The organism is Rhodobacter capsulatus, from assembly GCF_052363175.1.
GTDB classification, from domain to species: domain Bacteria; phylum Pseudomonadota; class Alphaproteobacteria; order Rhodobacterales; family Rhodobacteraceae; genus Rhodobacter; species Rhodobacter capsulatus_D.
Genome location: NZ_CP198946.1, coordinates 2101112 through 2127094, shown reverse-complemented (window position 1 = coordinate 2127094; position 25983 = coordinate 2101112). Strand labels below are relative to the sequence as shown.

22 protein-coding genes are annotated in these 25983 nt (G+C 63.5%); 9 read left to right on the top strand and 13 right to left on the bottom strand.

Annotated elements, in window-relative coordinates; translation table 11 throughout:
* Positions 1-34: 34 nt before the first annotated feature.
* The 4 genes from ACTTAI_RS11350 (at position 35) to hflX (ending at position 5402) form a co-directional block, all read left to right on the top strand.
* Positions 35-2284 carry an ATP-binding protein gene (locus ACTTAI_RS11350; protein WP_444455744.1) on the top strand — a complete coding sequence of 750 codons (2250 nt, stop codon included), beginning with the start codon at positions 35-37 and terminating at the stop codon, positions 2282-2284.
* Entirely contained in the window at positions 2281-3711 is a 1431-nt protein-coding gene (gene ntrX, locus ACTTAI_RS11345) for a nitrogen assimilation response regulator NtrX (protein ID WP_444451673.1), read from the top strand. Before ACTTAI_RS11350 ends, ntrX begins: the two co-directional genes overlap by 4 nt.
* Before the next feature lie 177 nt (positions 3712-3888).
* The gene (gene hfq / locus ACTTAI_RS11340) at positions 3889-4122 is read left to right on the top strand and encodes an RNA chaperone Hfq (RefSeq protein WP_013067525.1); all 234 of its coding nucleotides are present in this window, start codon (positions 3889-3891) and stop codon (positions 4120-4122) included.
* Positions 4119-5402 (top strand): GTPase HflX, encoded by a 1284-nt coding sequence (hflX, locus tag ACTTAI_RS11335; RefSeq protein WP_444455742.1) that lies wholly within the window; start codon positions 4119-4121, stop codon positions 5400-5402. Before hfq ends, hflX begins: the two co-directional genes overlap by 4 nt.
* A gap of 86 nt (positions 5403-5488) precedes the next feature.
* Here hflX and ACTTAI_RS11330 read toward each other — a convergent pair whose 3' ends face one another.
* Positions 5489-7963 (bottom strand): penicillin acylase family protein, encoded by a 2475-nt coding sequence (locus tag ACTTAI_RS11330; RefSeq protein ID WP_444451672.1) that lies wholly within the window; start codon positions 7961-7963, stop codon positions 5489-5491.
* A 111-nt stretch (positions 7964-8074) separates the two neighbouring features.
* On the opposite strand from ACTTAI_RS11330, the gene ACTTAI_RS11325 reads away from it, so the two are divergent.
* On the top strand, positions 8075-8947 hold the full coding sequence (locus tag ACTTAI_RS11325; RefSeq protein ID WP_444451671.1) for an NAD(P)-dependent oxidoreductase: 873 nt from the start codon (positions 8075-8077) through the stop codon (positions 8945-8947).
* Between the two features lie 57 nt (positions 8948-9004).
* Here ACTTAI_RS11325 and ssb read toward each other — a convergent pair whose 3' ends face one another.
* The gene (gene ssb, locus ACTTAI_RS11320; RefSeq protein WP_444451670.1) at positions 9005-9532 is read right to left on the bottom strand and encodes a single-stranded DNA-binding protein; all 528 of its coding nucleotides are present in this window, start codon (positions 9530-9532) and stop codon (positions 9005-9007) included.
* Positions 9533-9720: 188 nt separating this feature from the next.
* Between ssb and ACTTAI_RS11315 the strand changes: the two genes are divergently transcribed.
* Positions 9721-10341, top strand: coding sequence for a lytic transglycosylase domain-containing protein (locus ACTTAI_RS11315; RefSeq protein WP_444451669.1), 621 nt, complete (start codon positions 9721-9723; stop codon positions 10339-10341).
* A gap of 75 nt (positions 10342-10416) precedes the next feature.
* Here the strand turns inward: ACTTAI_RS11315 and ACTTAI_RS11310 are convergent, their stop codons facing one another.
* Both ACTTAI_RS11310 and hemB read right to left on the bottom strand, forming a co-directional pair.
* On the bottom strand, positions 10417-10974 hold the full coding sequence (locus ACTTAI_RS11310) for a YSC84-related protein (protein ID WP_444451668.1): 558 nt from the start codon (positions 10972-10974) through the stop codon (positions 10417-10419).
* Between the two features lie 109 nt (positions 10975-11083).
* Positions 11084-12082: a porphobilinogen synthase gene (hemB, locus tag ACTTAI_RS11305; RefSeq protein ID WP_444451666.1), complete on the bottom strand. Its 999-nt coding sequence runs from the start codon at positions 12080-12082 to the stop codon at positions 11084-11086.
* A 139-nt stretch (positions 12083-12221) separates the two neighbouring features.
* Between hemB and ACTTAI_RS11300 the strand changes: the two genes are divergently transcribed.
* Positions 12222-12755 carry a component of SufBCD complex gene (locus ACTTAI_RS11300; protein ID WP_444451665.1) on the top strand — a complete coding sequence of 178 codons (534 nt, stop codon included), beginning with the start codon at positions 12222-12224 and terminating at the stop codon, positions 12753-12755.
* Positions 12756-12793: 38 nt separating this feature from the next.
* Positions 12794-16240 (top strand): transcription-repair coupling factor, encoded by a 3447-nt coding sequence (gene mfd / locus ACTTAI_RS11295; RefSeq protein WP_444451663.1) that lies wholly within the window; start codon positions 12794-12796, stop codon positions 16238-16240.
* A 7-nt stretch (positions 16241-16247) separates the two neighbouring features.
* Here mfd and ACTTAI_RS11290 read toward each other — a convergent pair whose 3' ends face one another.
* From ACTTAI_RS11290 to ACTTAI_RS11265, 6 genes are all read right to left on the bottom strand, one after another.
* Positions 16248-17465 carry a multidrug effflux MFS transporter gene (locus tag ACTTAI_RS11290; protein ID WP_444451661.1) on the bottom strand — a complete coding sequence of 406 codons (1218 nt, stop codon included), beginning with the start codon at positions 17463-17465 and terminating at the stop codon, positions 16248-16250.
* Between the two features lie 92 nt (positions 17466-17557).
* Entirely contained in the window at positions 17558-18181 is a 624-nt protein-coding gene (locus ACTTAI_RS11285) for a DsbA family oxidoreductase (protein WP_444451659.1), read from the bottom strand.
* Positions 18178-19716, bottom strand: coding sequence for a class I adenylate-forming enzyme family protein (locus ACTTAI_RS11280; RefSeq protein ID WP_444451657.1), 1539 nt, complete (start codon positions 19714-19716; stop codon positions 18178-18180). Before ACTTAI_RS11280 ends, ACTTAI_RS11285 begins: the two co-directional genes overlap by 4 nt.
* 66 nt (positions 19717-19782) lie before the next feature.
* Positions 19783-20100 (bottom strand): hypothetical protein, encoded by a 318-nt coding sequence (locus ACTTAI_RS11275; protein ID WP_444451655.1) that lies wholly within the window; start codon positions 20098-20100, stop codon positions 19783-19785.
* Positions 20101-20197: 97 nt separating this feature from the next.
* Positions 20198-20314, bottom strand: coding sequence for a lipoprotein (locus tag ACTTAI_RS11270; RefSeq protein ID WP_110804083.1), 117 nt, complete (start codon positions 20312-20314; stop codon positions 20198-20200).
* On the bottom strand, positions 20311-22134 hold the full coding sequence (locus ACTTAI_RS11265; RefSeq protein WP_444451653.1) for an extracellular solute-binding protein: 1824 nt from the start codon (positions 22132-22134) through the stop codon (positions 20311-20313). Before ACTTAI_RS11265 ends, ACTTAI_RS11270 begins: the two co-directional genes overlap by 4 nt.
* Positions 22135-22396: 262 nt before the next feature.
* On the opposite strand from ACTTAI_RS11265, the gene ACTTAI_RS11260 reads away from it, so the two are divergent.
* On the top strand, positions 22397-23170 hold the full coding sequence (locus tag ACTTAI_RS11260; protein WP_444451651.1) for a 3-hydroxybutyrate dehydrogenase: 774 nt from the start codon (positions 22397-22399) through the stop codon (positions 23168-23170).
* A 90-nt stretch (positions 23171-23260) separates the two neighbouring features.
* Here ACTTAI_RS11260 and ACTTAI_RS11255 read toward each other — a convergent pair whose 3' ends face one another.
* Genes ACTTAI_RS11255 through ACTTAI_RS11245 form a run of 3 tightly spaced genes read right to left on the bottom strand, consistent with a single transcriptional unit; the run spans position 23261 to position 25836 of the window.
* Positions 23261-23965 carry a DUF502 domain-containing protein gene (locus ACTTAI_RS11255; protein ID WP_444451649.1) on the bottom strand — a complete coding sequence of 235 codons (705 nt, stop codon included), beginning with the start codon at positions 23963-23965 and terminating at the stop codon, positions 23261-23263.
* A 60-nt stretch (positions 23966-24025) separates the two neighbouring features.
* Positions 24026-24943 carry a pseudouridine-5'-phosphate glycosidase gene (locus ACTTAI_RS11250; protein WP_444451647.1) on the bottom strand — a complete coding sequence of 306 codons (918 nt, stop codon included), beginning with the start codon at positions 24941-24943 and terminating at the stop codon, positions 24026-24028.
* On the bottom strand, positions 24940-25836 hold the full coding sequence (locus ACTTAI_RS11245) for a PfkB family carbohydrate kinase (protein ID WP_444451645.1): 897 nt from the start codon (positions 25834-25836) through the stop codon (positions 24940-24942). The genes ACTTAI_RS11250 and ACTTAI_RS11245 overlap by 4 nt, the downstream gene beginning before the upstream one ends.
* Positions 25837-25983 lie beyond the last annotated feature (147 nt).

Below are 25983 nucleotides of genomic sequence, written 5' to 3'. Positions count from 1 at the left end.
GCCGCGGCGGAAATCCGGGGGACCCGTCGTGTCCATGACGAGGAGTGGCTCAGCTTGGGAGAAGCTGGCGCGGCTGCGTCGCCAGCGCCGCGTGCAGAGTGGCTTCGTCTTTGGTCTGGCGGTGCTGGGCCCAGCTCTCGCCATCATCACCTTCGTCGTTCTGGGACCGCTGGGGCAGGGTGCAGACAGCATCGCCCTGCGGTTGACGCTTCTGAGCGATTTTGTCTATTTCCTCGTGCTGGCCGGACTGATCCTGCTGCGCCTGACCCAGATGATGGCCGCTCGCCGCGCGCGGGCGACGGGCTCGCGGCTGACGCTGCGGCTGACCGGGGTCTTTGCCGGGATTGCACTGGTGCCGACCGTGCTCGTGGCGCTCTTTGCCGGGCTGACTGTCAACATCGGGCTTGAGGGCTGGTTCTCGGATCGGGTGCGCTCGGTCGTCGGCACCTCGCTGTCGGCTGCTGAAGCCTATCAGGAAGAGCATCGCCACGATCTTGTGCAGGATGCCGAGGCGCTGGCTGGTTTTCTCAACCTGCGGCGTCAGGCGGCGACCTTTGCCGATGATGGCGATCTGCGCGAATGGCTCGTTTCGGGGCAACAAAGCATCCAGCGCGGCCTCAAGGAAGCCTATGTGATTGATGGCGGGGCGGAAATCGTCGCGCGCGGGGATCGCTCCTATCTCTTCGACTACGAGACCCCGCCGCCTGAAAAGGTGGTTCAGGCCGCGAAGGGCGAGACGGTGCTGATCGAGGATTGGTCGAACTCGGAATTCCGGGCGCTGATCAAACTCGACGCCTATGTCGACCGCTACCTCTATGTGTCGCGTGCGGTCGATGGCCAGATCCTGTCGCTGCTCGACAACACGCGCGAGACCGTCCACCTGTATCAGCAACTTGAGACCTCGCGCGGGCGGGTGCTGTTCGAGTTCGGGCTGATCTATGTGGGCTTCGCGCTGATCCTGATCCTGGCTGCGATCTGGGCGGGGCTCTGGTTTGCCGAGCGCCTGTCGCGTCCGATCGGGCGACTGGCTGCAGCGGCCGAGCGTGTCGGGCGCGGCGATCTGGATGCCCGCGTGATCGAGGAAGAGGGCGATGACGAAATCGCCACACTCGGGCAGGTGTTCAACCGCATGACCGGCCAGCTCAAGGGGCAGCGCGACGAGCTGGTGGCCTCGCACCGGGAAACCGACGAGCAGCGGCGGATGTTTGATTCCGTGCTGTCTTCTGTCACCTCGGGGGTGATCGGTCTGGATGCCGAGGGGCGGATCGACTTTCTCAACCCCTCTGCCGTGCGGGCGTTGAAGCTCTCGCCCGCACGCGACACGGATCGTGCGCTTTCCGAGGCCGTTCCGGAATTTGCTTCGCTTTTCCATAAGTTGCAGGACGGCCTGCATTCTGTCGTGCAAGAGGAAGTGCGGGTCTCCCGCGATGGTCGGCTCGAAAGCCTGCTGGTGCGGATGGCCGAACGGCGGGCCTCTGGGCGGCGCGAGGGCTATGTGGTGGCTTTTGACGATGTGACCGAATTGGTCTCGGCGCAAAGGATGGCTGCTTGGGGCGATGTCGCGCGGCGCATTGCGCATGAGATCAAGAACCCGTTGACGCCGATCCAGCTGTCGGCCGAGCGGATCAAGCGCAAGTTCAGCCGTCAGGTCGAGGCGGAAGAGGCCGAGGCGCTGGAGCAGCTGACCGGCGTGATCATCCGCCAGACCGACGATCTGCGCCGGATCGTGGATGAGTTTTCCCGCTTTGCCCGGATGCCGGAGCCGAACCGGCGCGATCATGATATCGTGCAGCTGACCCGCGACGCGGTGCTGTTGCAGGAAGGATCGCTGCACGGCGCGAAGCTTTCGGCCGATCTGCCCGCGGGGCCTTTGGTGGTCGAACTGGATGCGACGATGATCAGCCAAGCGCTGACCAATCTGATCAAGAATGCCGGAGAGGCGATCGAGAGCCTGATCGAAAAGGGCGCCCCCGAAGGCTATGCCCCGGAAGTCAGGGTCAGCCTGACCGAAGAGCCGGAAGCGGTCGAGATCAGGATCATGGACAATGGCATCGGCCTGCCGCCCGATCGGGCGCGGCTCTTCGAGCCCTATGTCACCACCCGCGCCAAGGGCACCGGCCTTGGCCTTTCCATCGTGAAGAAGATCATCGAGGAACACGGCGGCATGCTGGTTCTGACCGATGCGCCTCCCTTTGACGCTGGCGCCCATCCCGGCGCCTGTGCCGAAATCAGACTGCCCCGCGCCCGATCCGGGCTGCGCGCCATCAAGGATAGTGAGCCATGAGCGACATTCTCATCGTCGATGACGAAAAGGACATCCGCGAGCTGATCGCCGACATCCTCAAGGACGAGGGCTATGCGACACGGACGGCGGCCAATTCCGACGCCTGCATGGAGGCGATCAACGCCGAAGCCCCCGCGCTGATGATCCTCGACATCTGGCTCAAGGACAGCCGGATGGACGGGATCGACATCCTGAAGACGGTGAAGCGGGACAACCCGGATATTCCGATCATCATCATTTCGGGGCATGGCAACATCGAGATCGCGGTCGCCGCGATCAAGCAGGGCGCTTACGATTTCATCTCGAAGCCGTTCAACATCGACCAGCTGATGGTGGTGATCTCGCGCGCGATGGAAACCAGCCGTCTGCGGCGCGAGAATTCGAGCCTGCGGCGACGGGATCTGCATTCGGGCGACATGATCGGCAACTCCGCGGCGTTCCGGCGGCTGAAGGATCAGCTCGACAAGGTGACGAAATCGAACGGGCGGGTGATGCTGACGGGCGATCCCGGCTCGGGCAAGGAATCCGCGGCGCGCTACATCCACCAGCATTCGACCCGCGCGGCGGCGCCCTTTGTCACTGTGAACTCGGCGACGATCGCGCCCGAGCGCATGGAAGAGGTGCTGTTCGGTCGTGAGACCGCCGAGCGTGGAATCGAAAAAGGTCTTCTGGAACAAGCGCATGGCGGGGTGATTTATTTCGACGAAGTGGCCGAGATGCCGCTTGGGACGCAATCGAAGATCTTGCGCGTGCTGACCGAGCAGCAATTCACCCGCGCGGGCGGCTCGGACAAGGTGCGGGTGGATCTGCGGGTGATTTCCTCGACCACGCGCAATCTGCCTGCGGAGATCGCCGCCGGGCGGTTCCGGCAGGAGCTTTACGACCGGCTGAATGTGGTGCCGATCGCCGTGCCCTCGCTCGCCGAGCGGCGCGAGGATGTGCCGCTGATCGCGGGGCATTTCATCGAGGTCTTCAACCGCACCCAGGGGCTGGCGCAGCGGGCACTGTCCGAGGAGGCGGTGGCCAGCCTGCAGACGATGGAATGGCCCGGCAACATCCGCGAATTGCGCAATGTGATCGAGCGCGTGCTGATCCTTGGCGACGGCACCGGCCCGATCGAGGCGCGGGAACTGCCCGGAAATGCCGCGCAACCCGAGGAGGGGCGGATTGTTCTGGGCGGCCAACTTGCGTCGCTGCCGCTGCGCGAGGCGCGCGAGCTTTTCGAACGCGAATATCTGCTGACGCAGATCAACCGCTTTGGCGGCAACATCTCGCGCACGGCGGCCTTTGTCGGCATGGAACGCTCGGCGCTGCACCGGAAGCTGAAATCGCTCGGTGTCGTGACCTCGGCGAAATCGGGCCGGGGCGGCGCGGGCTTCGACGAGGCCGAAGAGGACGAGATCGAAACCGCGGGCGATGAAGTCTGAGGTCGGAAATCGTCCGACTGCGCCCCGGACGCGACAGGGGCACGGCATTTTCCGTGCCCCGCGAACAAGTGACTGCTTTTTGGCTGGAATCTCTTGCACCTTTGCGCATACTTGACGCGGGAGACCGAACCCGGCCCCGCGCGACAGGACAAAACACAAAAAAAGGCATAAGAAAAAATGGCTGCCGACAAACAGAACCTTCAGGACGCGTTTCTTAATCACGTCCGCAAGACCAAGGTTCCGGTCACGATCTTCCTCATCAACGGGGTGAAACTGCAGGGCGTGATCACCTGGTTCGACAACTTCTGCGTGCTGCTGCGCCGCGATGGCCAGTCGCAGCTGGTCTATAAACACGCGATTTCGACCATCATGCCCGGCTCGCCGATCTCTCTTTACGAGGGCGAAGACTGAGCGACTCCATCCTTTCGAAAGACCGTCCGACCCGCGTCTGGGTGCTGCACCCCGACCTGAAGGCGGTCGATGCCCGGCGCGAGCCGGAATTGCGGCTGGCCGAAGCTGTTTCGCTTGCGGCCGCGCTGCCTGATTTGCAGATCATGGGCCACGAGATCGTGCGCCTACCCAAACCCCATGCGGGGCATCTTTTCGGCACCGGCAAGATGGCCGAGCTGAAAGAGCGTCTCACCGCGGCCGAGGTGGATCTGGTGCTGGTCGATGGTCCTGTGAGCCCAATCCAGCAGCGCAACCTGGAAAAGGAATGGGGCGTCAAGCTTCTGGACCGGACCGGGTTGATCCTTGAGATTTTCGCCGATCGAGCGCGGACGCGCGAAGGCGTGCTGCAGGTGGAACTGGCGGCGCTCTCCTATCAGCGCACGCGGCTTGTGCGGGCCTGGACCCACCTCGAGCGTCAGCGCGGCGGTTTCGGTTTTGTTGGCGGTCCCGGCGAAACCCAGATCGAGGCTGACCGGCGCGCGATCGACGATCAGGTGATCCGGCTGAAACGGCAGCTGGCCAAGGTGGTGAAGACGCGCGAATTGCACCGGGCAGCGCGGCGCAAGGTGCCGTTCCCGATCGTTGCGCTGGTGGGCTATACGAACGCCGGAAAGTCGACGCTTTTCAATCGCATGACCGGGGCCGAGGTGCTGGCCAAGGACATGCTGTTCGCGACGCTCGACCCGACGATGCGCGGGCTCGTGCTGCCGTCCGGGCGGCGCATCATCCTGTCGGATACCGTGGGCTTCATCTCGGACCTGCCGCACGAACTGGTGGCCGCCTTCCGCGCGACGCTCGAAGAGGTGCTGGAAGCCGATCTGATCCTGCATGTGCGCGACATTTCCCACCCCGAGACCGAGGAACAGGCCGAAGACGTCGGCGAGATCCTTGAATCCTTGGGCGTTGCCGAAGATGTGGCGCTGATCGAGGTCTGGAACAAGATCGACGCCCTGTCCGAGGCGGTGCGGTCGGGCCTTCTGGGTCAGGACGCGCGGCGCTCGGATGTGCAGGCGGTCTCGGCGCTGTCGGGTGAAGGTATCCCGGCGCTTCTGGCGGCGATCGAAACCCGTTTGGGTGATGAGCGGATCGAGGAGGAGATCGATCTGCCCTTCACCGCGGGCAAGGAACATGCTTGGCTGCATGCCCAAGGCGTGATCCGCGACGAAGTGCAGGGCGAAGAGGGCTGGAAGTTGCTCCTGCGCTGGACCGAGGCGCAGAAGGTCCGCTTCCAATCACTTTAGGTTTGCTCTGCAAGCCGTTGAAAGGGCGTATTTAGACCAAGAAAAAGCGGGTGTTTTTTCTTGGTTCAAATACGCCCTTTCGCCGTTCAGTCATCTGGCGTGACCGGTTCCAGCCGGGTGATCCCGGCGGCCGCGGCCCGCGCCAGAGCCGGATCAAGCGACATCGGGATATATTCGCCACGCCGCCAGAGATCGGCCAGATCGTCATAATGCGGCGAGAACGGGTGGCCCGATTGGCCCGTGGCGATGATGAAGACCGAGGAATCCGGGTCGGCGAAATCATAGACGCCGCGATAGCCCGCGCCATGGACATTAGTGAAGGGCTCGGGGCCCGTGCCCACGGTCAGGCCACGGTTCAGGGTGAAATCACCGCCCGAGGTGGATTGCCGGATGTTCATCAGCCAGCCCAGCAGCGGATTTTGCCCCAGAACCGTATGGTCGTGATGCGCCTCATGCGCGTCGCCCCAGCGCCAGCTTTCGATCTGTGGCCCGTATTTTTCCTTCAGCCCCAGCAGCGCCGCATCGAGCGAGATGCGGGCGATGTCGGTGCAGGTCTCGACCGGCGCCGATTGCAGAATGTCGCACCAGCGCGCGGCGCCATTCACGTTGCGCAGCACATGTTCGAGGAAAAGCGGCTCGATATGGATGAATTTCGCCGCCAGTTCCGGGCCGAGTTCGTCGCGGATCAGCCGGTTCTGGAATTCGCGCATCCAGGCGGCATAGATCAGCGGCTCGGGCAGGTGCTCGTTCATGTCGCCGTCCCAGGCGGCGAGCAGTTCGAGGGCGCGCTGGCGGAACCGCTCGGGCGTGCCTTCGGGCGCGGGGGTGCCGGTGAACCACAGATCGGCGCCGACGAGCGGCAGCAGGCCACGCGCGGCGGGCGAAACGGTGTCGGTCTGCACTGCGATGAAGCTTTCGCGCGAATGCACCTCGCGCTCGCCCATCAGGCGGGTCAGGCGGGCGACGCGTTGGGTATCGCCCCAGTCGTAGCTGACGTGGAGCGGAAAGGGCTGATCTGTCAGCTTGTTATTGGTGTTGATGACGATGCCGCCCTCGGGGTCGAGCAGGCGCGGATTGCTGTCATAGGGCAGGCGGCCATGCCAGCGGTTCGCCGAAAGCCAGCCCGGCTGCGGCATGCGGCCTTCGGTGGCGTTGGCGGGATCGCGCAGCGGCAGCGCGCCGAGCGTCACCATGCCCACCGAGGTCGCATCGGCGAGCGTCAGGTTCATCGAGGGGGCGATGAAGCCTTCGCCCGCCGCAACCGCATCCGGCACGGTTTTCGCCTGCATGATTTTCAGCGCCGCGCTCATCGAGGTATCGGCGGGCGAGAGCGCCGACCAGCCAAGGCTCATCACATGGCCGGGCGGCGTCACCCTGCCCAGATCGAAGTGACCGGCGGGCAGGACCGGGCCGTTCTCGGTCCAGCGCAGGGTAAGCGTCACCGGCGCGGCGTCCTTGACCGAAACGATCACCTTGCGCGTGGTGAAATCGGCCCAGCCGGTGGGGGTGCGATAGCGCTCAGGCTGTTTCGGATCGAGTTCCTCAACAAAAAGATCCTCGTCATCAGCCCAGGATGCGGTGATGCCCCAGCCCAGTGCTTCGCTGCGGCCGGTGAGGATCGCGGGAATGCCCGGGATTGTCGCGCCGATCACGCCGCCGGTCGAAAGCTCGAGCCGCGCGAGATACCATTGCGAGGGCGCGGTGAAGGGGGAATGCGGGTCATTGGCCAGAAGCGACCCGCCCGCGGCCGAGCGCGCGGGCGCGGCGGCGAAAGCGTTGGATGCAGCGCCGAAATCGCGGCTGGCGAAGGGGGAGAGCGGCCCCTCGTCATCGCTGGCGGTTTGCACCTGTGCGGCGGAAAGATCGGGGAACAGCGCGGAATAGCGCGGCAGGGCGATCGTTCCGGGGCCAGGAACCTCGGGCATCAGGTCTGTCGCCCAGCCCTGACCCAGCATCGAGAGCTGCGCGCGCAGCACCTCGGTGTCGATTTGGGTGGAGTTCTGCACCGCGAGCAGCTTCAAGAGCGCGATCGAATCGGCGGGGGTCCAATAGGCGATCTCGGCATCGAACAGGAAGAACTCAGGGGCGCCACGGCCAAGCGCCGAGCGGTTCACCTCTTCGATCCAGGCGTTGACGCCGCGCGCATAAGCCTCGAGCGCCGATTTCGTCGCCGGATCCTGCACCGCGACCGAAGCCTGTGCCGCGCCGTAAAGGTCGAGCCGACGCATCAGCTCGTCGGTCTTCAGGGTCTTTTCGCCGAAGACCTCGCTCAGCCGCCCCTGCACGGTGCGGCGCGCGAGCGTCATCTGCCAGAGCCGGTCCTGCGCATGCGCGAGCCCCAGCGCGAAATAGACATCGGCATCGGTCTTGCCGAAGATATGCGGCACGTCCTCGGTCGAGCGGACGATCTCGACCGGGGCCGAAAGCCCCTCCATCTGATAGGTCGCGTCGTAATCGGGCAGCGAGCGGGTGGCAAAATACCAGACGCCGAAAGCCGCGACGACCGCAAGCGCAAGCACGGCCGAGACGATGCGGACCAACCAGGTGAACAGGCGATACATGCGGGACCTCGGACCGGGATTTGACGGTGCAGATTGACGGGGCAGGCGGGGGCGTTACTAAGTCACAGGCAGGCAATGTTCAACGCGCAAACGCGTGCAGAGGGAGCGGTGATGGCAAAGGTGGCGTTTCTTGGCTTGGGCGTGATGGGCTTTCCGATGGCGGGCCATCTGGCGGCGAAGGGGCATGCGGTGAGGGTGTGGAACCGCAGCCCGGCGAAGGCCGAGGCCTGGGTCGCCACGCATGCGGGCACCCGTGCCGCGACGGCGGCGGAAGCGGTGGCGGGGGCGGAGTTTGTCATGGCCTGTGTCGGCAATGACGACGATCTGCGTCAGGTTTGCCTTGGCGAGACGGGGGCTTTCGCCGGGATGGCGCCGGGGGCGATCTTTATCGATCACACCACCGTTTCGGCGCAGGTGACGCGCGAGCTGTCGGCGATTGCTGCTGAGAAAGGACTCGGTTTCGTAGATGCGCCGGTTTCGGGCGGTCAGGCGGGGGCCGAGAATGGCGTTCTTTCGGTGATGTGCGGCGGGAGCGAAGCGGATTATGCCGCGGCCGAGCCGGTGATTGCGGCTTACGCCCGGATCTGTCGGCGGCTGGGTGAGAGTGGCGCGGGGCAGCTCGCCAAGATGTGCAACCAGATCGCGATTGCCGGGCTGGTGCAGGGGCTGGCCGAGTCGCTTCACTTCGCCGAGAAGGCCGGGCTGGATGCCGGGGCGCTGGTCGAGGTGATTTCTCAAGGTGCGGCAGGTAGCTGGCAGATGACGAACCGCTCGAAGACGATGGCGGAAAACCGCTTCGATTTCGGCTTCGCCGTCGACTGGATGCGCAAGGATCTGGGGATCTGCCTGGCCACCGCGAACGAGACCGGCGCGAGCCTGCCGGTAACGGCGCTGGTCGATCAGTTCTACAAGGATGTGCAGAAGATGGGCGGCGGGCGCTGGGATACTTCGAGCCTGATCGCGCGGCTGCGTGCCTTGGGCTGAGTGCCCCGCATCAGATGGCATCATGATGAAGAAGGGGGCCTTTCGGCCCCCTTTTCGTCAGAACGGAATGTCGTCGTCGAAGTCCGGGCGGCCACCGCCACCGCCGCCGCCGCCCGAGGGGGCCGAAGAGCCGCCGCCATAGCCCGGGCCGTCGTCGTAGCCACCACCATAACCGCCGCCCTGCGTGCCCCCGCCGTAGCCGCCGCCACCACCACCGCCCGAGCCGCCGCCGTCACGGCCGCCGAGCAGCGTCAGGTTGCCGGTGTAGGGACGCAGAACGACTTCGGTCGAGTAGCGTTCCTGCCCCTGCTGGTCGGTCCATTTGCGGGTTTCGAGCTGACCTTCGATATAGACGGTCGAGCCCTTGCGCAGATATTGCTCGGCGATCTTGGCGAGAGCCTCGTTGAAGATCGCGACAGAGTGCCATTCGGTGCGTTCCTTGCGTTCGCCCGATTGCTTGTCGCGCCAGGTTTCCGAGGTGGCGATGCGCAGGTTGCAGACTTTGCCGCCATTGGCAAAGCTGCGCACTTCCGGGTCGCGGCCCAGATTGCCGACCAGAATGACCTTGTTCACCGATCCTGCCATGAAACTCTCCGTAGTGGCCGGAGCGATCCGGCGTTGCCTCTAAATGCTTCAGGGGCCGCGATGAAGCGGCCCCGTTTTGAAGCGTCGGCAATACTTTGCCCATAAAAAGAGCCGGGGCGCAAGACGCTAGGCATTTGCAACAATTGTCCCTATAGTTCCGCACGAAGAGGGCACCTTCAGGGTTGTTTATGCGAAAAATCGTTGCAGCGGTTGGACTTGCGATGGCAGTGACGGTCAGTCCCTCAGCCATCAGTAAGGCCGATGCCGAGGGGCTGGTGCTGGGCCGGGCCTCGTCCAAGTCGCAATCGCTGGTGCGGCGCAATCAGTTCGCGCTGCTCGATGGCCGTCTGTCCGGGCAATACGACAATTCGGAGCGGCTGCGCCCCGATGCGCCCAAGGGCGGTCTCAGTTCGAATGTCGCGCTGCCGCGCTACAGCGGGCGCTACAAGGGTGAATATCTGGCCCATGCCAAGGCGGCCGCATCGCGCCATGGGGTGCCCGAGGATCTGTTCCTGCGTCTTGTGCAGCAGGAAAGCGGTTGGAACCCCGGCGCGGTCTCGCCGAAGGGGGCGACAGGCTTGGCGCAGTTGATGCCGGGCACGGCGCAGCTGCTGGGGGTGGATGCCACCGATCCGCTGGAAAACCTCGAAGGCGGGGCGCGCTATCTGCGGATGATGTATGACCGCTTCGGCGACTGGCAGCTGGCTTTGGCCGCCTATAACGCCGGGCCCGAGGCCGTGGATAAGGCGGGTGGCGTGCCCGATTACGAAGAAACGACGAATTACGTGAAGGTCATCTACGGCGGCTGAGGTGTAAGCTTCGCCTCGCAATCAAATGAAAAGGCGCGGAAAGTTCCGCGCCTTTCGGTTTTCTTGAGGATCGTCTCAGGGAATGATGCGGGTGTATTTCGTCCCGGCGAGCGAGGCGCCCACAATCAGGCCAGATTGGCCAAAGACCTGCACCACCACCGGGGCCAGCGTCGTCGTCGTGTCGGTGCCGATCGCGCCACCGCCATCTGGCAGGGCATAGCGGGCATCTGCGCCCAGTTCCCAGCCATCGGCTTTGCGGAAATCGGCCAGCGCCTTTTCGGTCATGAAGAACAGCGCATGGGCATATTGCTGCGCGCCGATCTGGAAGCCGACCGAGGCCGAGGCGGCAGAATAGTAATCCACCGTGACATCGTTGATCCGCAGGGCCCCGCGCCCGAAGGCGCCGCCGAAGCCGAAGCTCGCTTCGGTCATCAGCGGCATGTAGAGCACGCCGACCGATTTGCTCAGCAGTTGCTGGGTCGAGGGGAAGCTGCGCAACATGTAGTCGCGCGTGGCATCGACGCGCGCATCGATTGTGGCACCGCCGTTCGAGCCCACGCCATTGCCACAGGCAGCAAGGCCGAGGCTGGCACCACCGAGCACGAGAAGGGACCGTCTGGAAAGTTCTGTCATCTGCTCGCTCCATGTCTTTCCGGCCTTGATCAGACCGGTTGGAGCAAGATTAGCGCAGCCGCGAACGCTTGTCACTTGCGCCCGCGGCTGTTTTGGGGTCGATGCGCGATCAGGCGCCGATCAGTTTCGCCGCCGCCGGGGCGAAATAGGTCAGAACGCCATCGCAGCCTGCGCGGCGGAACGCCATCAGGCTTTCCAGCATCACCTTGTCATGGTTGAGCCAGCCATTCTGCACAGCCGCCATCAACATCGCGTATTCGCCCGAGACCTGATAGGCATAGGTCGGCATCCCGAACGCATCCTTCACCTGACGCACGATGTCGAGGTAAGGCATGCCCGGCTTCACCATCACCATGTCGGCACCCTCGGCGATGTCGCGGGCGACGTTGCGCAAAGCCTCGGCGCTGTTGGCGGGGTTCATCTGGTAGGTCTTCTTGTCGCCCTTGAGCGCGCCCGAGGCGCCGACCGCATCGCGGAACGGACCGTAGAAGGCCGAGGCATATTTCGCCGCATAGCTGAGGATGGCGATATCCTTGTGACCGGCGGTCTCCATCGCGGTACGGATCGCGCCGACGCGACCATCCATCATATCCGAGGGGCCAAGGATGTCGGCGCCGACATCGGCCTGAGCGAGCGCCATCTTGACCAGCGCCTCGGTGGTTTCGTCGTTCAGGATGATGCCGTCACGCACCAGACCGTCGTGGCCATTCGCGTTATAGGGGTCGAGCGCGATATCGGTCATGATCGCGACCTCAGGCACCGCCGCCTTCATCGCTGCAATCACGCGGTTGGCGAAGTTGTCATGTTGCCAAGCCATCTCGCAGGTCTCTGTCTTCACCGCGGGATCGGTGTAGGGGAAAAGACAGATCGCCGGAATGCCAAGCGTTGCGGCTTCTTCGGCGGCCTTGATCGCGCCGTCCATGGTGCGGCGCACGACCCCCGGCATCGAAGAGATTTCGACATCAGCACCGGGCACATCGGTGATGAAGATCGGCCAGATCAGGTCCTTGACCGACAACCGGTTTTCCTGAGCGAGGTCGCGCAGGGCTTCGGTGCGGCGCATCCGGCGCAGGCGATTGGTGGGAAAGGGGGGGGTGATCAGGGTCATGGGCGGTCTCCTTCGTCGCCGTGGGTGCCACGGATTGCGGGGCGGCTCAAGACCCGCATTGTCGCGCCCGCGCCAAGGTGCGCTTGCAACCGCGGCGCCGATGCGCGAAACCGGGGGCAGGCAACGGGCGGGCAAGACCTTGGACATTCTGCAAACGATCTTCGACCTGATCGACATGCGGTCGTTTTCGAACCTTTGGTACTGGATCGCCCTGGCGGTGACCTGGTCTACGGCTTCGCATTATGTTCTGGGAGTTCCCTTTGATCTGATCGTGCGGGCGCGACGCAAGGGCGGCGCGGTTGCCGAGGACATGCTGATGCTGACCGGCGTCAACGTGCGCCGGATCCTGTCGATCGGCCGCGAGGCGGGGGTGACGCTGACGCTGGTGGCCTCTTTCCTGCTCAGCTTGATCGTGGTGCTGGGCTTTGTCTTCCGGTTCGAATTTGCGCAAGCGGTGGCGCTGATCGTCGTCCCCCTGAGTTGTGTCGGGCTTCTGAGCCTGCGAACGGCGGCCCGGCTTGAAAAGGTGCTGGTTGCCGAGCCCGAGGTGGAAGCCGTGGCGCGGATCCTGATCCGGCATCGGGTCTCGGTGCAGGCGGTGGGCATGTGCGCGATTTGCGTGACCGCACTTTGGGGAATGTTTCAGAACATGCAGCTGTCTCCGCTCGGCTGAGGCCTTGACAGGTCTGCGCGTTCCGATACCTCTCGCCCATGCAGCACTTCCTTCTTTCTGGCGCCCCCGAGGGCTATGACGCAAAGCTTCTTGCCAAGGAACTGGCCAAGGGGCGTCCTGTCATTCATGTGGCCCGCGATGACCGGCGGCTCGAGGCGATGCGCGCGGCGCTGGCCTTTTTCGATCCGCTGGCGGTGGTTCTGACCTTTCCGGCCTGGGATTGCCTTCCTTATGATCGGGTTTCTCCGAACCCCGAGATTTCGGCGGCGCGGATGGCGACGCTGGCGACGCTCGCTTCGGGTGTGATCACGGGGCCATTCGTGCTCCTGACGACCCTCGCCGCGGCAACGCAGCGGGTCCCGGCGCGGGGTCTCGTCGCGGGATCGAGCTTTTCGGCACGAGTCGGGCAGCGGATCGATGAAAAGGCGCTGAAGGAATTTCTGGTCCGCATGGGGTTCTCTCCGGTGTCGACGGTGTCGGAACCGGGCGATTACGCCGTGCGCGGGGGGATCATCGACATTTATCCGCCGGGGGAAGGCGGTCCGGTGCGGCTTGATCTCTTTGGCGATGTTCTGGATGGCGCGAGGCGCTTCGATCCGGCCAACCAGCGCACCACCGAAAAATTGAGTCAGATCGATTTCGCCCCGGTGAGCGAGGTGATCCTCGATCCGGCCTCGATCACGCGGTTCCGGCAGAATTATCGGATCGAATTCGGGGCAGGCGGCACGGATGATCCGCTTTACGAAGCGGTTTCTGCCGGGCGCAAACACGCCGGGATGGAGCACTGGTTGGGCTTCTTCCATGATCGGCTGGAGACTCTGTTTGATTATTTGCAAGATGCGACGGTGATGCTCGATGACCAGATCGAGCCGCAGCGCGCCACGCGTTGGGACGGGATCGCCGATCAATACGACACCCGGCGCGAGGCGATGAATCGGCGGGATCGGCTGGATACGGTCTACAAACCCGCGCCGCCGGATCTGCTCTATCTTGACGGCAAGGGCTGGGAAAGCGAGCTTGCGAAGCATCGCGTGCTGAAACTGCAGGTGCTGCAAGCGCCGCCCGGGCCGGGTATCCTGAATGCCGAAGCGAAGATCGGTAGAAATTTCTCGCCGGAACGTCAGCTGGAAAATGTCAGCCTTTTCGGTGCTTTGAAGGATCACGTGCAAGCGAAGTTGCATCTTGGTCCGGTGGTGATCGCGAGTTGGTCCGAAGGCGCGCGGGAACGGTTGAAAGGATTATTGGAAGACGAAGGTCTTTCCGGGGCAAAGCTGATTTCCGATGCCCGGGGTATCGAGGGGTTGGGGCTTGCGGTCTGGGCACTCGACTCAGGGTTCGAGGCCGAGGGGCTCACGGTCATCTCGGAGCAGGATGTTCTGGGCGACCGGTTGGTTGCGAAACCGCGCCGCAAGCGCAAGGCCGAGAACTTCCTGACCGAAGCGCAAAGCCTGTCGCCCGGTGACCTTGTGGTGCACGTTGATCATGGTGTCGGCCGCTACAAGGGCCTTGAGACCGTCACGGCGCTTGGGGCACCGCATGAATGCGTGCTTCTCGAATATGCCGGGGGGGATCGGCTCTATCTACCGGTCGAGAACATCGAGCTGCTGTCGCGCTACGGGCATGAGGAAGGCCTGCTCGACAAGCTCGGCGGTGGGGCCTGGCAGGCGAAGAAGGCCAAGCTGAAGGAGCGGATCCGGCAGATTGCCGACCGGCTGATGCGGATCGCTGCGGAGCGGTTGCTCCGGGCGGCACCGATTCTGGAAGCCGCGCATCATGACTGGGAGGCCTTCGCCGCCCGTTTCCCCTACACCGAGACCGACGATCAGCTGGCGGCAATCGAGGACGTGGTGACCGACCTTGCGGCGGGCCGTCCGATGGATCGTCTGGTCGTCGGCGACGTCGGCTTTGGCAAGACCGAAGTCGCGATGCGGGCCGCCTTTGTCGCGGCCAGTTCGGGCATGCAGGTGGCGGTGATCGCCCCGACGACGCTGCTTGCGCGCCAGCACGCCAAGACCTTCATTGAGCGCTTCCGCGGCACGCCGCTGACGGTGAAGCCGCTCTCCCGCTTCGTTTCGGCCAAGGAGGCAAATGCGACGCGCGAGGGGCTGGCGGATGGCACGGTGGACATCGTGATCGGCACTCATGCCGTGCTTGCCAAGGGTGTCAAGTTCCGCAACCTCGGCCTGCTAGTTATTGACGAAGAACAGCATTTCGGCGTTCAGCACAAGGAGCGGCTGAAAGAGATGCGTTCGGAAATCCATGTGCTGACCCTGACCGCGACGCCCATTCCCCGGACGTTGCAACTGAGCCTGACAGGTGTGCGCGACCTCTCGATTATCGGCACGCCGCCGGTCGATCGTCTGGCCATCCGCACCTATGTCAGCGAGTTCGACACCGTCACGATCCGCGAGGCGCTGCTGCGTGAACATTACCGCGGCGGGCAGAGTTTCTACGTCGTGCCCCGGATCTCGGATCTTCCGGAGGTCGAGGATTTCCTGCGCACGCATGTGCCCGAGGTCAGCTACATCATCGCGCATGGTCAGATGGCGGCGGGGGAGCTCGACGATCGCATGAACGCCTTCTACGACGGCAAGCACGATGTGCTGCTGGCGACGACCATCGTCGAATCCGGTCTCGACATTCCGACGGCGAACACGATGGTCGTGCATCGGGCTGCCATGTTCGGTCTGTCGCAGCTCTACCAGATCCGCGGCCGCGTCGGACGTTCGAAGATGCGCGCCTATTGCTACCTCACGACGAAGCCACGGCTGCCGCTGACCCCGCAGGCAACGAAGCGCTTGCGGCTTCTGGGGAGCCTCGACAACCTTGGTGCCGGTTTCTCTCTGGCGAGCCAGGATCTCGATTTGCGCGGGGCCGGGAACCTGCTGGGCGAAGAGCAGTCGGGCCATATCAAGGAGGTTGGCTACGAGCTTTACCAAGCGATGCTTGAGGAAACGATCTCCAAGCTGAAGTCTGGCGAGCTCACCGAGACGGCAGATGACGGGGATTGGTCGCCACAGATCAATCTTGGCGTTCCTGTCATGATTCCAGAAAGTTACATCCCTGATCTTGATGTGCGTCTGGGCCTTTATCGACGTCTGTCGAGCCTTGCGAGCAAGGTCGAGATGGAAGGGTTCGCGGCCGAACTCATCGATCGCTTCGGTCCCTTGCCGAAGGAAGTGAACACGCTGATGCTGGTCGTCCGGATCAAGGCGATGTGCAAGCGCGCGCAGATTTCGCGCATGGATGCCGGGCCGAAGGGCGCGACCGTTCAGTTCCATCTCGACAAGTTCCCGAACCCGGCCGGTCTGGTTGAATTCCTGAATGCGGAACGTGGCACTGCTAAGATCAATGGCAACAAAGTTGTCGTGCGTCGGGACTGGGTCAACGATGCCGATAAGATAAAGGGGGCTTTTTCGATCGCCCGCGATCTTGCAGAGAAAGTCGTTGCGGTGAAAAAGACAGAGAAGAAAAAGGGGGCGTGACGCCCCCTTATCCGTTTTCGCGCACGAGGCCCATCAGGATCACGGCGAGGCTTGAACAGGTCAGCGTCGCCATGACGATCGGCAGCGCTGTCCCATCGAACATCAACCCGACCGGGGCCGCGATCAGCACCGCGCCCATCGTCGAAAGTGCCGATACGACCGAGGCGGCAAGACCTGCAAGATGCCCCATCCGCTGCATCGCGAGTGCATTCAGGTTTCCGAACGTGATCCCCGCCATCATGAAGACTGTCACTGTCCAGGCGAACAGGAATACGAAACCGGTGGGGGGTGTCACCGCTCCCCCAAGGATCAGGGCGAGCATTGCCCCCGAGGAGACGACCTGCATCATGTAGGTTCCGCGCACCATCCTGCGCATACCAAGGCGCATCACGAACATGGCGTTGAAAGCCGTGCCGGAGCCAGCAAGGACAGCCATCAGGGCGAACCATTTCGGAAAGCTCTCAACTGCACCGAAGGCCGCAAACAGTTGTTGTGACGAGGAAAGCAGCGCGAACATCTGTCCGAACCCAAGTGTCATCGTCAGGATGTAGAGCCGCACGTCACGGTCGCTGAGCACTTCCTTCGTACCGGTCCAAAGCAGGGTCGGGTGAAGCGGACGGCGCCGTTCGATGGCGAGCGTTTCTGGTTGCCGCAGGCTGAGCCAGGTCAGGCCGATTAGCGCAAAAAGGATGAAGGCATAGAACACTCCGCGCCACCCCGCGAAGCCGATTATGAGCTGACCTGCCGAGGGGGCCAGCGCGGGAACGAGAATGAAGACCATCATGATGAAGGCCGTGACCTTCGCCATCTCGCGTCCGGCATACATGTCGCGCACCAGCGCCATGGGCACGATACGCGGTGCGGCTGCGCCCAATCCCTGCACGAAACGCGCAGCCAGCAGCACCTCGAGGCTTTGGGCCTGTGCACCGATGGCGGCGCCGATCACGAAGATGCTGACCCCGACGAGAATGGTGCGTTTTCGGCCGATCGCATCGGACAGTGGCCCCGCAACGAAGGTGCCGACTCCAATCCCGAGAACGAAGAAGGTCAGGACAAGCTGCGCGCGGTTTACGGCTTCGGGTGTCAGCGTGGCTGCAATTTCCGGCAGCGCAGGCAACATGGCATCGATAGAAAAGGCGACCGTTGCCGCCAGCAGTGCCATTAACGCGGTGAATTCGAAAACGGGGATGCGGGGGGGCGCCGCAGAAGCGTGAGGGTCGGACATGCGCTGCCTTTCGATGTTCGGGCAGAACCATATCCGAACCCTCGTCGAAGGCCAGAGCGCAGCCGCGCACAAAGACGTGCGAAAACGCGAAACTACGCCGCAGCGAGATCGTCGATGACCCGCATCCAGAGCTTTGCAGGTTGCGCGCCTGTGATCACATGCACATTGTCGAGAATGAATGTCGGCACGGCCGTGATGCCACGATCCCGTGCATGTGCTTCGCGTGATCTGACGATGTCAATGTCCGCATCCGTTGCCAATAGGCGGCGCAGGACGTCTGAAGATAGGCCAGCATCTGCACCGATTTTTATCAGAACCTCCGATGCGCCGATATCAAGTCCTTCGCGCCAATAAGCGCGCAGAAGACCTGCCATCACAGGCGTCTGCGCGCTCTCGATCCCAGCCCAATGAAGCAAGCGGTGGGCATTCAATGTATTCGGCACTGTGGCGATTATTGGCAAGTTTATCTCGACACCGGCGGTCCGTGCCGCTTCAAGCACGGGAAGGTCGATCCGGTCAGCATCGGCCCCGAAACGCGCGTGCAGCCAAGCTCCGCGGTCCATGCCCTCGGGCGGCAAGGTCGGGTTCAGCTGGAACGGATGCCATGAAATCAGAAAAGGATGATCGGGTCGTGCCTCAAGCGCGCGGTCGAGTTGCGCTTTGGCAAGGTAACACCACGGGCAAACGGGATCCGCGAAGATATCAAGGGGAATCATTGGCTTGCTCCGTTTCCTGCAAGTTCCGGCCATGTGTTGCGCAGTGTTTTCCGGTCGATCTTGCCATTGCGATTGCGTGGCAAGGCGGGAAATTGACGGTAGATCCGGGGTTGCTTGTAACGTGCCAGATGTGCGGCAGCATGCGCCGAGAGCGCTTCCTCTGAGGCCGGCCCGGTATGGGCCAGCGCGACGAGACTCGTTTCTTCCGAGATGCGCAACTCGATTGCCGCCACTTCGCCAGCGTTAGGACAAGTGACCATCGCTGCTTCGACCTCCAGCGGGCTGACGCGGAAGCCGCCCGCATTCATCATGTCATCGTCGCGCCCCTGATAGGTTATGGCGCCGGCCTCGGTCATCGTGACGATGTCGCCGGTCCGGAACCACTGACCATCAGCGGTGAACTTTGCGCGCGCCTCGGCCTCGGCGCCCCAATAGCCGAGGAAGAGCCCGGGGTCCGAGCAATGCACCGACAGATCGCCGGGTTCGCCGCGGGGTACCGGCACGCCCTCGGGCGAGAGGACTGCGACATGGCGACCGGCTTGAGGCCATCCCATAGTGCCCTCGGGGGCCGGGTGCGTCGGACAGGAGGAAATGAAGGTCGAGCATTCCGACATGCCCAGCGCTTCGAAGATCGGGGTGCCGCTGGCGTCCGTCCAGTGGCGTCTTGTCAGTGCGGGCAATGCTTCTCCGGCGCTCAGGCCGTGGCGTAACCGAGGCAGGTTCAACGTCGGATGATGCTTGAGAAGCTGTCGGTAAACCCCCGGCACTGCAGCAAAAATTGTCACATCGAAGCGGCGCAGCAACAAGGGCAGCATCGCCGGATCGACGCCCGGCGCCGGGATCAGGGCGGTGGCTCCGACGGTCCAGGGGTCCATTAGACCTGTCCCGAGCGTGTAGGTCCAGTTGAATGCACCGGCATGCAATAATCTGTCGGAACTTCTCAGACCATACCAGCCATCGTGCATCATCTGCCGCGCCCAGATCGCGCGGTGCGCATGACAGACCGCGCGTGCCGATCCGGATGTGCCGGAGGTGAAGACGATGTAAGCCAGTCGATCAGGCGAACCCAGCTGATAATCACAGGGCGGAAGCGCTTCGAACCCACGCAGATCGGCCTCAGTCAAGATCATCAGTGGATTATCGGGAAGTGATATGCCGTCTCCAGCCACGACGGCTCCGGGGGCAATCTGCACCGCCATTTTCGTGATTTCTTCCGCGGTCAGTTGCGCCGAGGTCGGCACCGGGACAAGACCCGCTGCGATGGCCCCCAGAAAGGCGATCGGGAACTCGGGTGTATTGCCAAGCCGCAGAAGCACGCGATCGCCTGGCACCAGACCCGCTTTCAGCAGACCTGTCCCGGTTCCCCGCACCGCTCCGGCCAGTCGGCCGAAAGACCAGCGTTCGGCACCAGAGGGACCGACGATCTGCAAGGCCGAGCGGTCGGAAATTCGATCGGCATGCGCAAGAACATGGGCGGCCATGTTGAAGGCAGCCGGCGGCGGGGCAAAGAGGGATGACTGATGGATCGACAACATGCCACTTTGCTAAGCCGCGATGACCGCGGTTGCAAGCGGGGCAGGATCAGCTTGCCGTGTAGCGGGTCATTCCTCGTCGCCGAAACGGGAGTCGTCGTCGTATTCGTCCTCGCCCTCGGGAACGAACTTCTTCGACAAAGCAATCGAATGATTGTCGTGACGGGGATCCATCACCACATCCGAGGGCAACTCGCCCGTCAGCCATTCCCGAATTTCGGCGCGCGCTTCCTCGGGCTCCTGTCCGGTCAGTTCGGTGATATAGGCTATGAACGCCCGCTGATCGCCGTCGATTTCGTCAAGCTCGGCCTCGTCCGCATCGGGCCAGCGGTCGATGATTGCCTCGAAGAAGGCGGGCCAGTTGTCCTGCACATGATGCCATTTCATCTTGACCTCCTGCTTCGAGACCGTCCTCATGCCTCGATCTTGCGCCGCAAATTGCGGCCTGAAAAGGAAAAATTCGGTCTGATCGATGGATTGCCGATCAGAACCAGCCTTGCACCTTGTGGGCGCCATCCGTCACATCGGCCCCGACGCCCGCCACCGTGTTGCAGCCTGCAAGCGTCGCCGCCAGCACCATCAGAACGATCACCTTCTTCATTTCTTCGCCTCATGCCACCATGCATCGGGCGTCACGCCCGGCCAATCTCCGTATAATGGAACGGTTGCCGGAAAGTGAAGGTCACGACTGTGTGCGACCCGCGTGACCGGCGCATACCAGATCGGGATCACGTAGCGACCCGCCGTCAGCACCCGGTCAAGCGCCTGCACGGCGGCGGTGAAATCCTCTGGCGTCTCTGCCGACAGCAGCGCCGCGATCATCGCATCAGCTGCGGGATCGTGCATCCCCATCAGGTTGCGTGAGCCCGGCGCGTCGGCGCCCTTCGATCCCCAGTAAAGATACTGCTCGTTGCCGGGCGAGAGCGACGTGGCGACGAACATCCAGGTCATGTCGAAGTCGTAACTCGTCTTGCGGGCCTGGAATTGCGCGTCATCGACGATTGTCACCCCCGGAAAGATGCCGAGCCGCCGCAGCGCCTCGATATAGATGTCGACCACCGATTGTGATTCGTCCGCGCCCTGCTGCAGCACGATCTCGAACCGGAAAGGCTCGCCCGCGGCGTTCTTCAAAACGCCATCATCGGCAGCCGTCCATCCCGCCTCTTCCATCAGTTTCAGGGCTGCGCGCATGTTGCGACGGTTCTGCGTGCTCCCATCCCCGACCGGCAATTCATAGCCTTCGAGCGTGCCGGGCAGCAGAGTGGCGGCATAGGGCGCAAGCAGATCCGCGACCTTTCCCGTGGCAGGGCCGGGCTGCATAGCCAAGGCGGAATTCGCGAAATAGGACGAGATCCGCGGCTCGGCACCTCCGGTCAGGGTTCTGTTCATGAACTCGAAGTTGAAGGCGAGGATCATCGCCTGCCGTACCCGCCAGTCGGCAAAGACCGGCTTGCGCGTATTCATCACCAGCCCCTTGATCCCCGAGGGAACGTGATTGGCGATCTCCTCCTTGAGGATGTGGCCATCCTGCACTGCCGGGAAATCATATTCGCTGTGCCAGTTCGCGGCATTGGTCTCGCGGTAAAGGTCGAGCTCGCCCGCCTTGAAGGCTTCGAACATCACGTTCTGATCGCCGAAATAGTCCCAGCGCAGGCGGTCGAGATGGTGCAAACCCTGCGTGATCGGCAGATCCTTGGCCCACCAGTCGGGATTGCGTTTGAGCGTGATTGACCGGCCCATGTCATAAGTCGCGACGACATAGGGACCGGAGCCCACCGGCGCCATCTGCATTTCGGAGGCAAAATCATGGCCTTGCCACTGCTTCTTCGACAAGACGGGGCGCAGGCCCATCAGCAGGGCCAATTCCCGGTTCGGCTCGGTGAAGTCGATGCGCAGGCTGCGCGGGCCGGTCTGGATGATCGACTTCACCTTTTTCCAGGCGGTCTGATAGCGCGGGGCGCCCTCGGTTCCGATCGTCTCGAAGGACCAGATCACATCCTCGACGGTTACCGGACTGCCATCGGAAAACTTCGCCTCGGGGCGCAGGGTGAAGGCGACCCAGGAGCGGCTCGCATCGGTTTCGATGCTTTCGGCCAAAAGACCATAGAGCGTGAAAGGTTCATCATAGCTGCGCAGCATCAGCGATTCGGTGACATAGGCCGAGATGCCCTGCGCGGGCCGACCTTGCAGAATCCAAGGGTTCAGCGAATCGAAACTGCCCGATTCGCCCATGCGAATTTGCCCGCCAGAGGGCGCATCCGGGTCGGCATAGGGCAGGTGCATCCGCGTCGGATCAAGGGCTGACTTTCCTTGCATGGCGATTCCCGACATCGGTTCGGCCCGGGCCGAAAAGTCTGCCAAAACGCTGCTGAAAGCCAATATCACAAGGGCGAGAGCGCGGAAAAACACCGATCCCTGCATCGCAACAATCTCCCGTTTGCCTGTATTTTCAGGCGACAAGCTAGAGCCTGCCGCTTGGGGAAGCAAACTTTTCCCTTGGAAGCGACGGCGTGCAGGTCTATAAAGGAGTCACTGCTCGATAGGTTTCTTGCCTGTATGAAACCTGCCTCATGACTTGACGCCCGCCTTGCGCGGGCGTCTTTTTCTTTCGGGCAGTCCCTTCGCAGTTGCGGAACCGTTCGCGGTGGGGTGGTGTTTGAAAAGACATTGGCAGGAGGACAGCATGAGCCTGAAGGGCAAGACGGCGATCATTACCGGATCGAACTCGGGAATCGGACTTGGCGTCGCACGCGAGCTGGCGCGGGCCGGGGCCGATGTCGTTCTGAACTCGTTCACCGACCGCGACGAGGATCACGCGCTGGCGGCGGCGCTGGCCGCCGAATTTGGCGTGACGGGGCGCTACATCAAGGCGGACATGTCGAAGGGCGAGGAATGCCGGGCGTTGGTCACACAAGCCGGGCGTTGCGACATCTTGGTGAACAATGCGGGCATCCAACATGTTGCACCTGTTGATCAGTTCCCGGTCGAGAAATGGGATGCGATTATTGCAATCAACCTGTCCTCGGCCTTCCATACGACCGCTGCCGCGCTGCCGATGATGCGCAAGGCGGGCTGGGGGCGGGTCGTCAACATCGCCTCGGCGCATGGGTTGACGGCCTCGCCGTTCAAATCGGCCTATATCGCCGCGAAACACGGCGTCGTGGGGCTGACGAAAACGGTGGCGCTGGAAACCGCCGAGGAGCCGATCACCTGCAATGCGATCTGCCCGGGCTATGTGCTGACCCCGCTGGTCGAGGCGCAGATCCCCGATCAGATGAAGGTGCACAACATGGACCGCGAGACGGTGATCCGCGAGGTCATGCTGACGCGCCAGCCCTCCAAGCAATTCGCGACCGTGGAGCAGCTTGGCGGCACGACGGTGTTTCTGTGCTCGGAAGCGGCGGCGCAGATCACTGGGACGACGATTTCGGTGGATGGCGGCTGGACGGCGCTGTGACGGATTTCGCCTCGGCTTTGGCCGAGGCGACCCGCCGGGGGCTCTGCCCCCGGACCCCCCGAGATATTTGAGGCAAGATGAAGGGGCGCGTCAGGCGGCCTTTTTCGGGGCCTTGCCCTGTTGTTCAAACTTCTTTTCGGACGGATAGACGAGCCCGGCCGAGATGATCAGCTTCGCCGCGTCTTCCACCGACATGTCGAGATAGGTGATCTCGCTTTCCGGCAGATAGAGCAGGAACCCCGAGGTCGGATTCGGCGTCGTCGGCAGGAAGACCGAGATCAGCGGATCGGCGGGATCGCCCTGAACCGCGATCTCGCCCTTGGCCCGCGCCGAGACGAAGGCGATCGCCTTCAGCCCGGGGCGCGGATAGTCGATCATACAGGCGCGGTCGAATTTCGCATCGCCCTGACTGAGCACGGTTTCCGCAATCTGCTTCACGCCATTATAGACCGAGCGCACGACCGGGGTCCGATCGACCAGCCCCTCGCCAAAGCGGATCACTGCGCGCCCGATGAAGTTGCGTGCGAGCGCGCCCACGGTGATGGTGAAAACCAGAAAGATCACTACGCCGACGCCACGCAGATTGGTGCCGACATAGGTCTCGGGCTGCAGATGCGCCGGGATGAAGGGCAGCACCCAGCCGTCGACCATGCCGGCCAGTGTCCACATCAGCCAAATCGTGGCCGCAATCGGCGAGATCACGATCAGGCCGGTGAAGAACGAAGCCCGAAGCGCGCCAAGCAGACTGCGCTTGTGCGGGAGCGGGGTCTCGTGGGCGGGATGCGGGTCGGTCATGTCGTGCCTCTTGTTGCCCTTGTCAGGTAGGGATGCCGGGCGGGGGCTGCAATGCAGCCCTCACCCTTGCGTGGCGATTTCGGCCGCAATCGCAGCCGCCAGTCGGGCATTGTTCAAAACGAGGGCGATATTCGCGTCGAGCGAGCGGCCCTCGGTCAGCTCGAAAATTCGGGCGAGCAGGAAAGGGGTGACCGCTTTCGCTGCGATCCCCTGCGCCGCGGCTTCCGTCAGCGCAGTTTCGATGACGGGGATGATCTCTTCGCGGGCGATTTCAGCCTCGGCCGGGATCGGGTTGGCGACGAGCTGGCCGCCTGAAAGGCCAAGGCGGGCGCGCATCAGATGGGCGCGGCCGATCTCGGCCGCGTTGTCGGCGCGCAGCGGGGCTTTCAGGCCCGAGCTGCGCGACCAGAAGGCGGGGAAATCGTCCTGACCGAAGGCGATTACCGGAACGCCATTCGTTTCAAGAACTTCCAGCGTCTTGTTCAGATCAAGTATGGCTTTGGCGCCGGCGGCGACGACGGTGACCGGGGTCAGGCCCAGTTCGCTCAGATCGGCGGAAATGTCGAAACTCTCCTCGGCGCCGCGATGCACGCCACCGATCCCGCCGGTGGCAAAGACCGAGATGCCGGCGAGATGCGCGCAGATCATCGTCGCGGCAACGGTGGTGGCGCCGGTGCGGCCCTGCGCCAGACAGACGGCCAGATCGGCGCGCGAGAGCTTCATCACCCCCTGCGCCTGGGCGAGCGTTTCAAGCTCCGCCGCCGTCAGGCCGATATGGATGCGCCCGCCCATCACCGCGATGGTGGCGGGCGTCGCCCCGGCGGCGCGGACCTCGGCCTCGACCCGACGCGCGGTTTCGAGGTTCTGCGGATAGGGCATGCCGTGGGTGATGATCGTGCTTTCGAGCGCGACGACGGGCTGGCCCGCATCAAGCGCGGCGCGGACTTCGGGGGAAAAGGCAAGGGGCAGGGTCGTCATATGGGTTTGTCTCCGGAGACGTAGCGGGCGGCGGCGGCAAGGGCGCGGGCAAGGGCGGTCTCGCGATCCGCGCCGTCGCGTTCGGCCACCAGATGGGCGGCCATGAAGGTGTCTCCCGCGCCGGTGACGCGGGTGACGAGGACGGGGGGCGGGGCGGCGGTGATGACGCCTTGGCCTAGACGGCCGTCAGCGGCGGCGCTGCCGCCATCGGTGACGAGGACATGCGCGGCGCCGCGGGCAAGCAACCCCTCGGCGGCGGCCTCGGCTCCCGGGAAGTCGCGCTGACACAGGATCCCGGCTTCCTCAAGGTTCACGTAGATCGTCGCCTTGGGATGGGCGAGCAGCGGCGCCAGCCGCTCGGCCTTGCCGGGGCTTGCAGGCGCCACGCGCAAATCCGCGGCGGCAAAAAGCGGCGCGCGGGCGATTTCCGCCAGCAGCGTCTGGGTCAGGTTGCCATCCAGCGCCACCGGGCCGGTCCAGGGCGTCTCGGCGCTGCCCAGCCGCCCATCGGCGAGCGGCCGCAGGATCTTGTCACCCGCCGCTTCTAGGCTGTGGGCGTCGGCAATCGCGGCCACAAGGCCGTTCGCCCCCTCGATCGCCATGTAGCGGTCGGTGGGCAGGTCGTCCGAGCGATAGAGGAAACGGCAATCGATCCCCATCAGTTCGGCCGATTGGATCAGGTCGGCGCCCTGGGTGTCGCGGCCGATCGCCGTAAGGATGGCGGGGCGCAGGCCGAAGCGGGTCAGTGTCATCGCGATATTCATCGCGACGCCGCCGGGCAGGCGGGTGATCCGGCCGGGCACATCGGAGCCCGCCCGCATGTGCACCGGCGCCCGGCCGATGATGTCCCAGAGCACGGAACCGATACAGAGAATGTCGGGAGTGTCGTTCATCGTTCCTTGGTGCTACGGCTTGACCGGCGAGGCAAGGGGGGCGCTGCCCCCTCGGCGCTTTCGCGCCTTCCCCCGGGATACTTTCGGCAAGATAAAGCGGAATTGTGAAGGAAGCCCCGTTGATGAGGCCCAAAACATCCGCGCCAC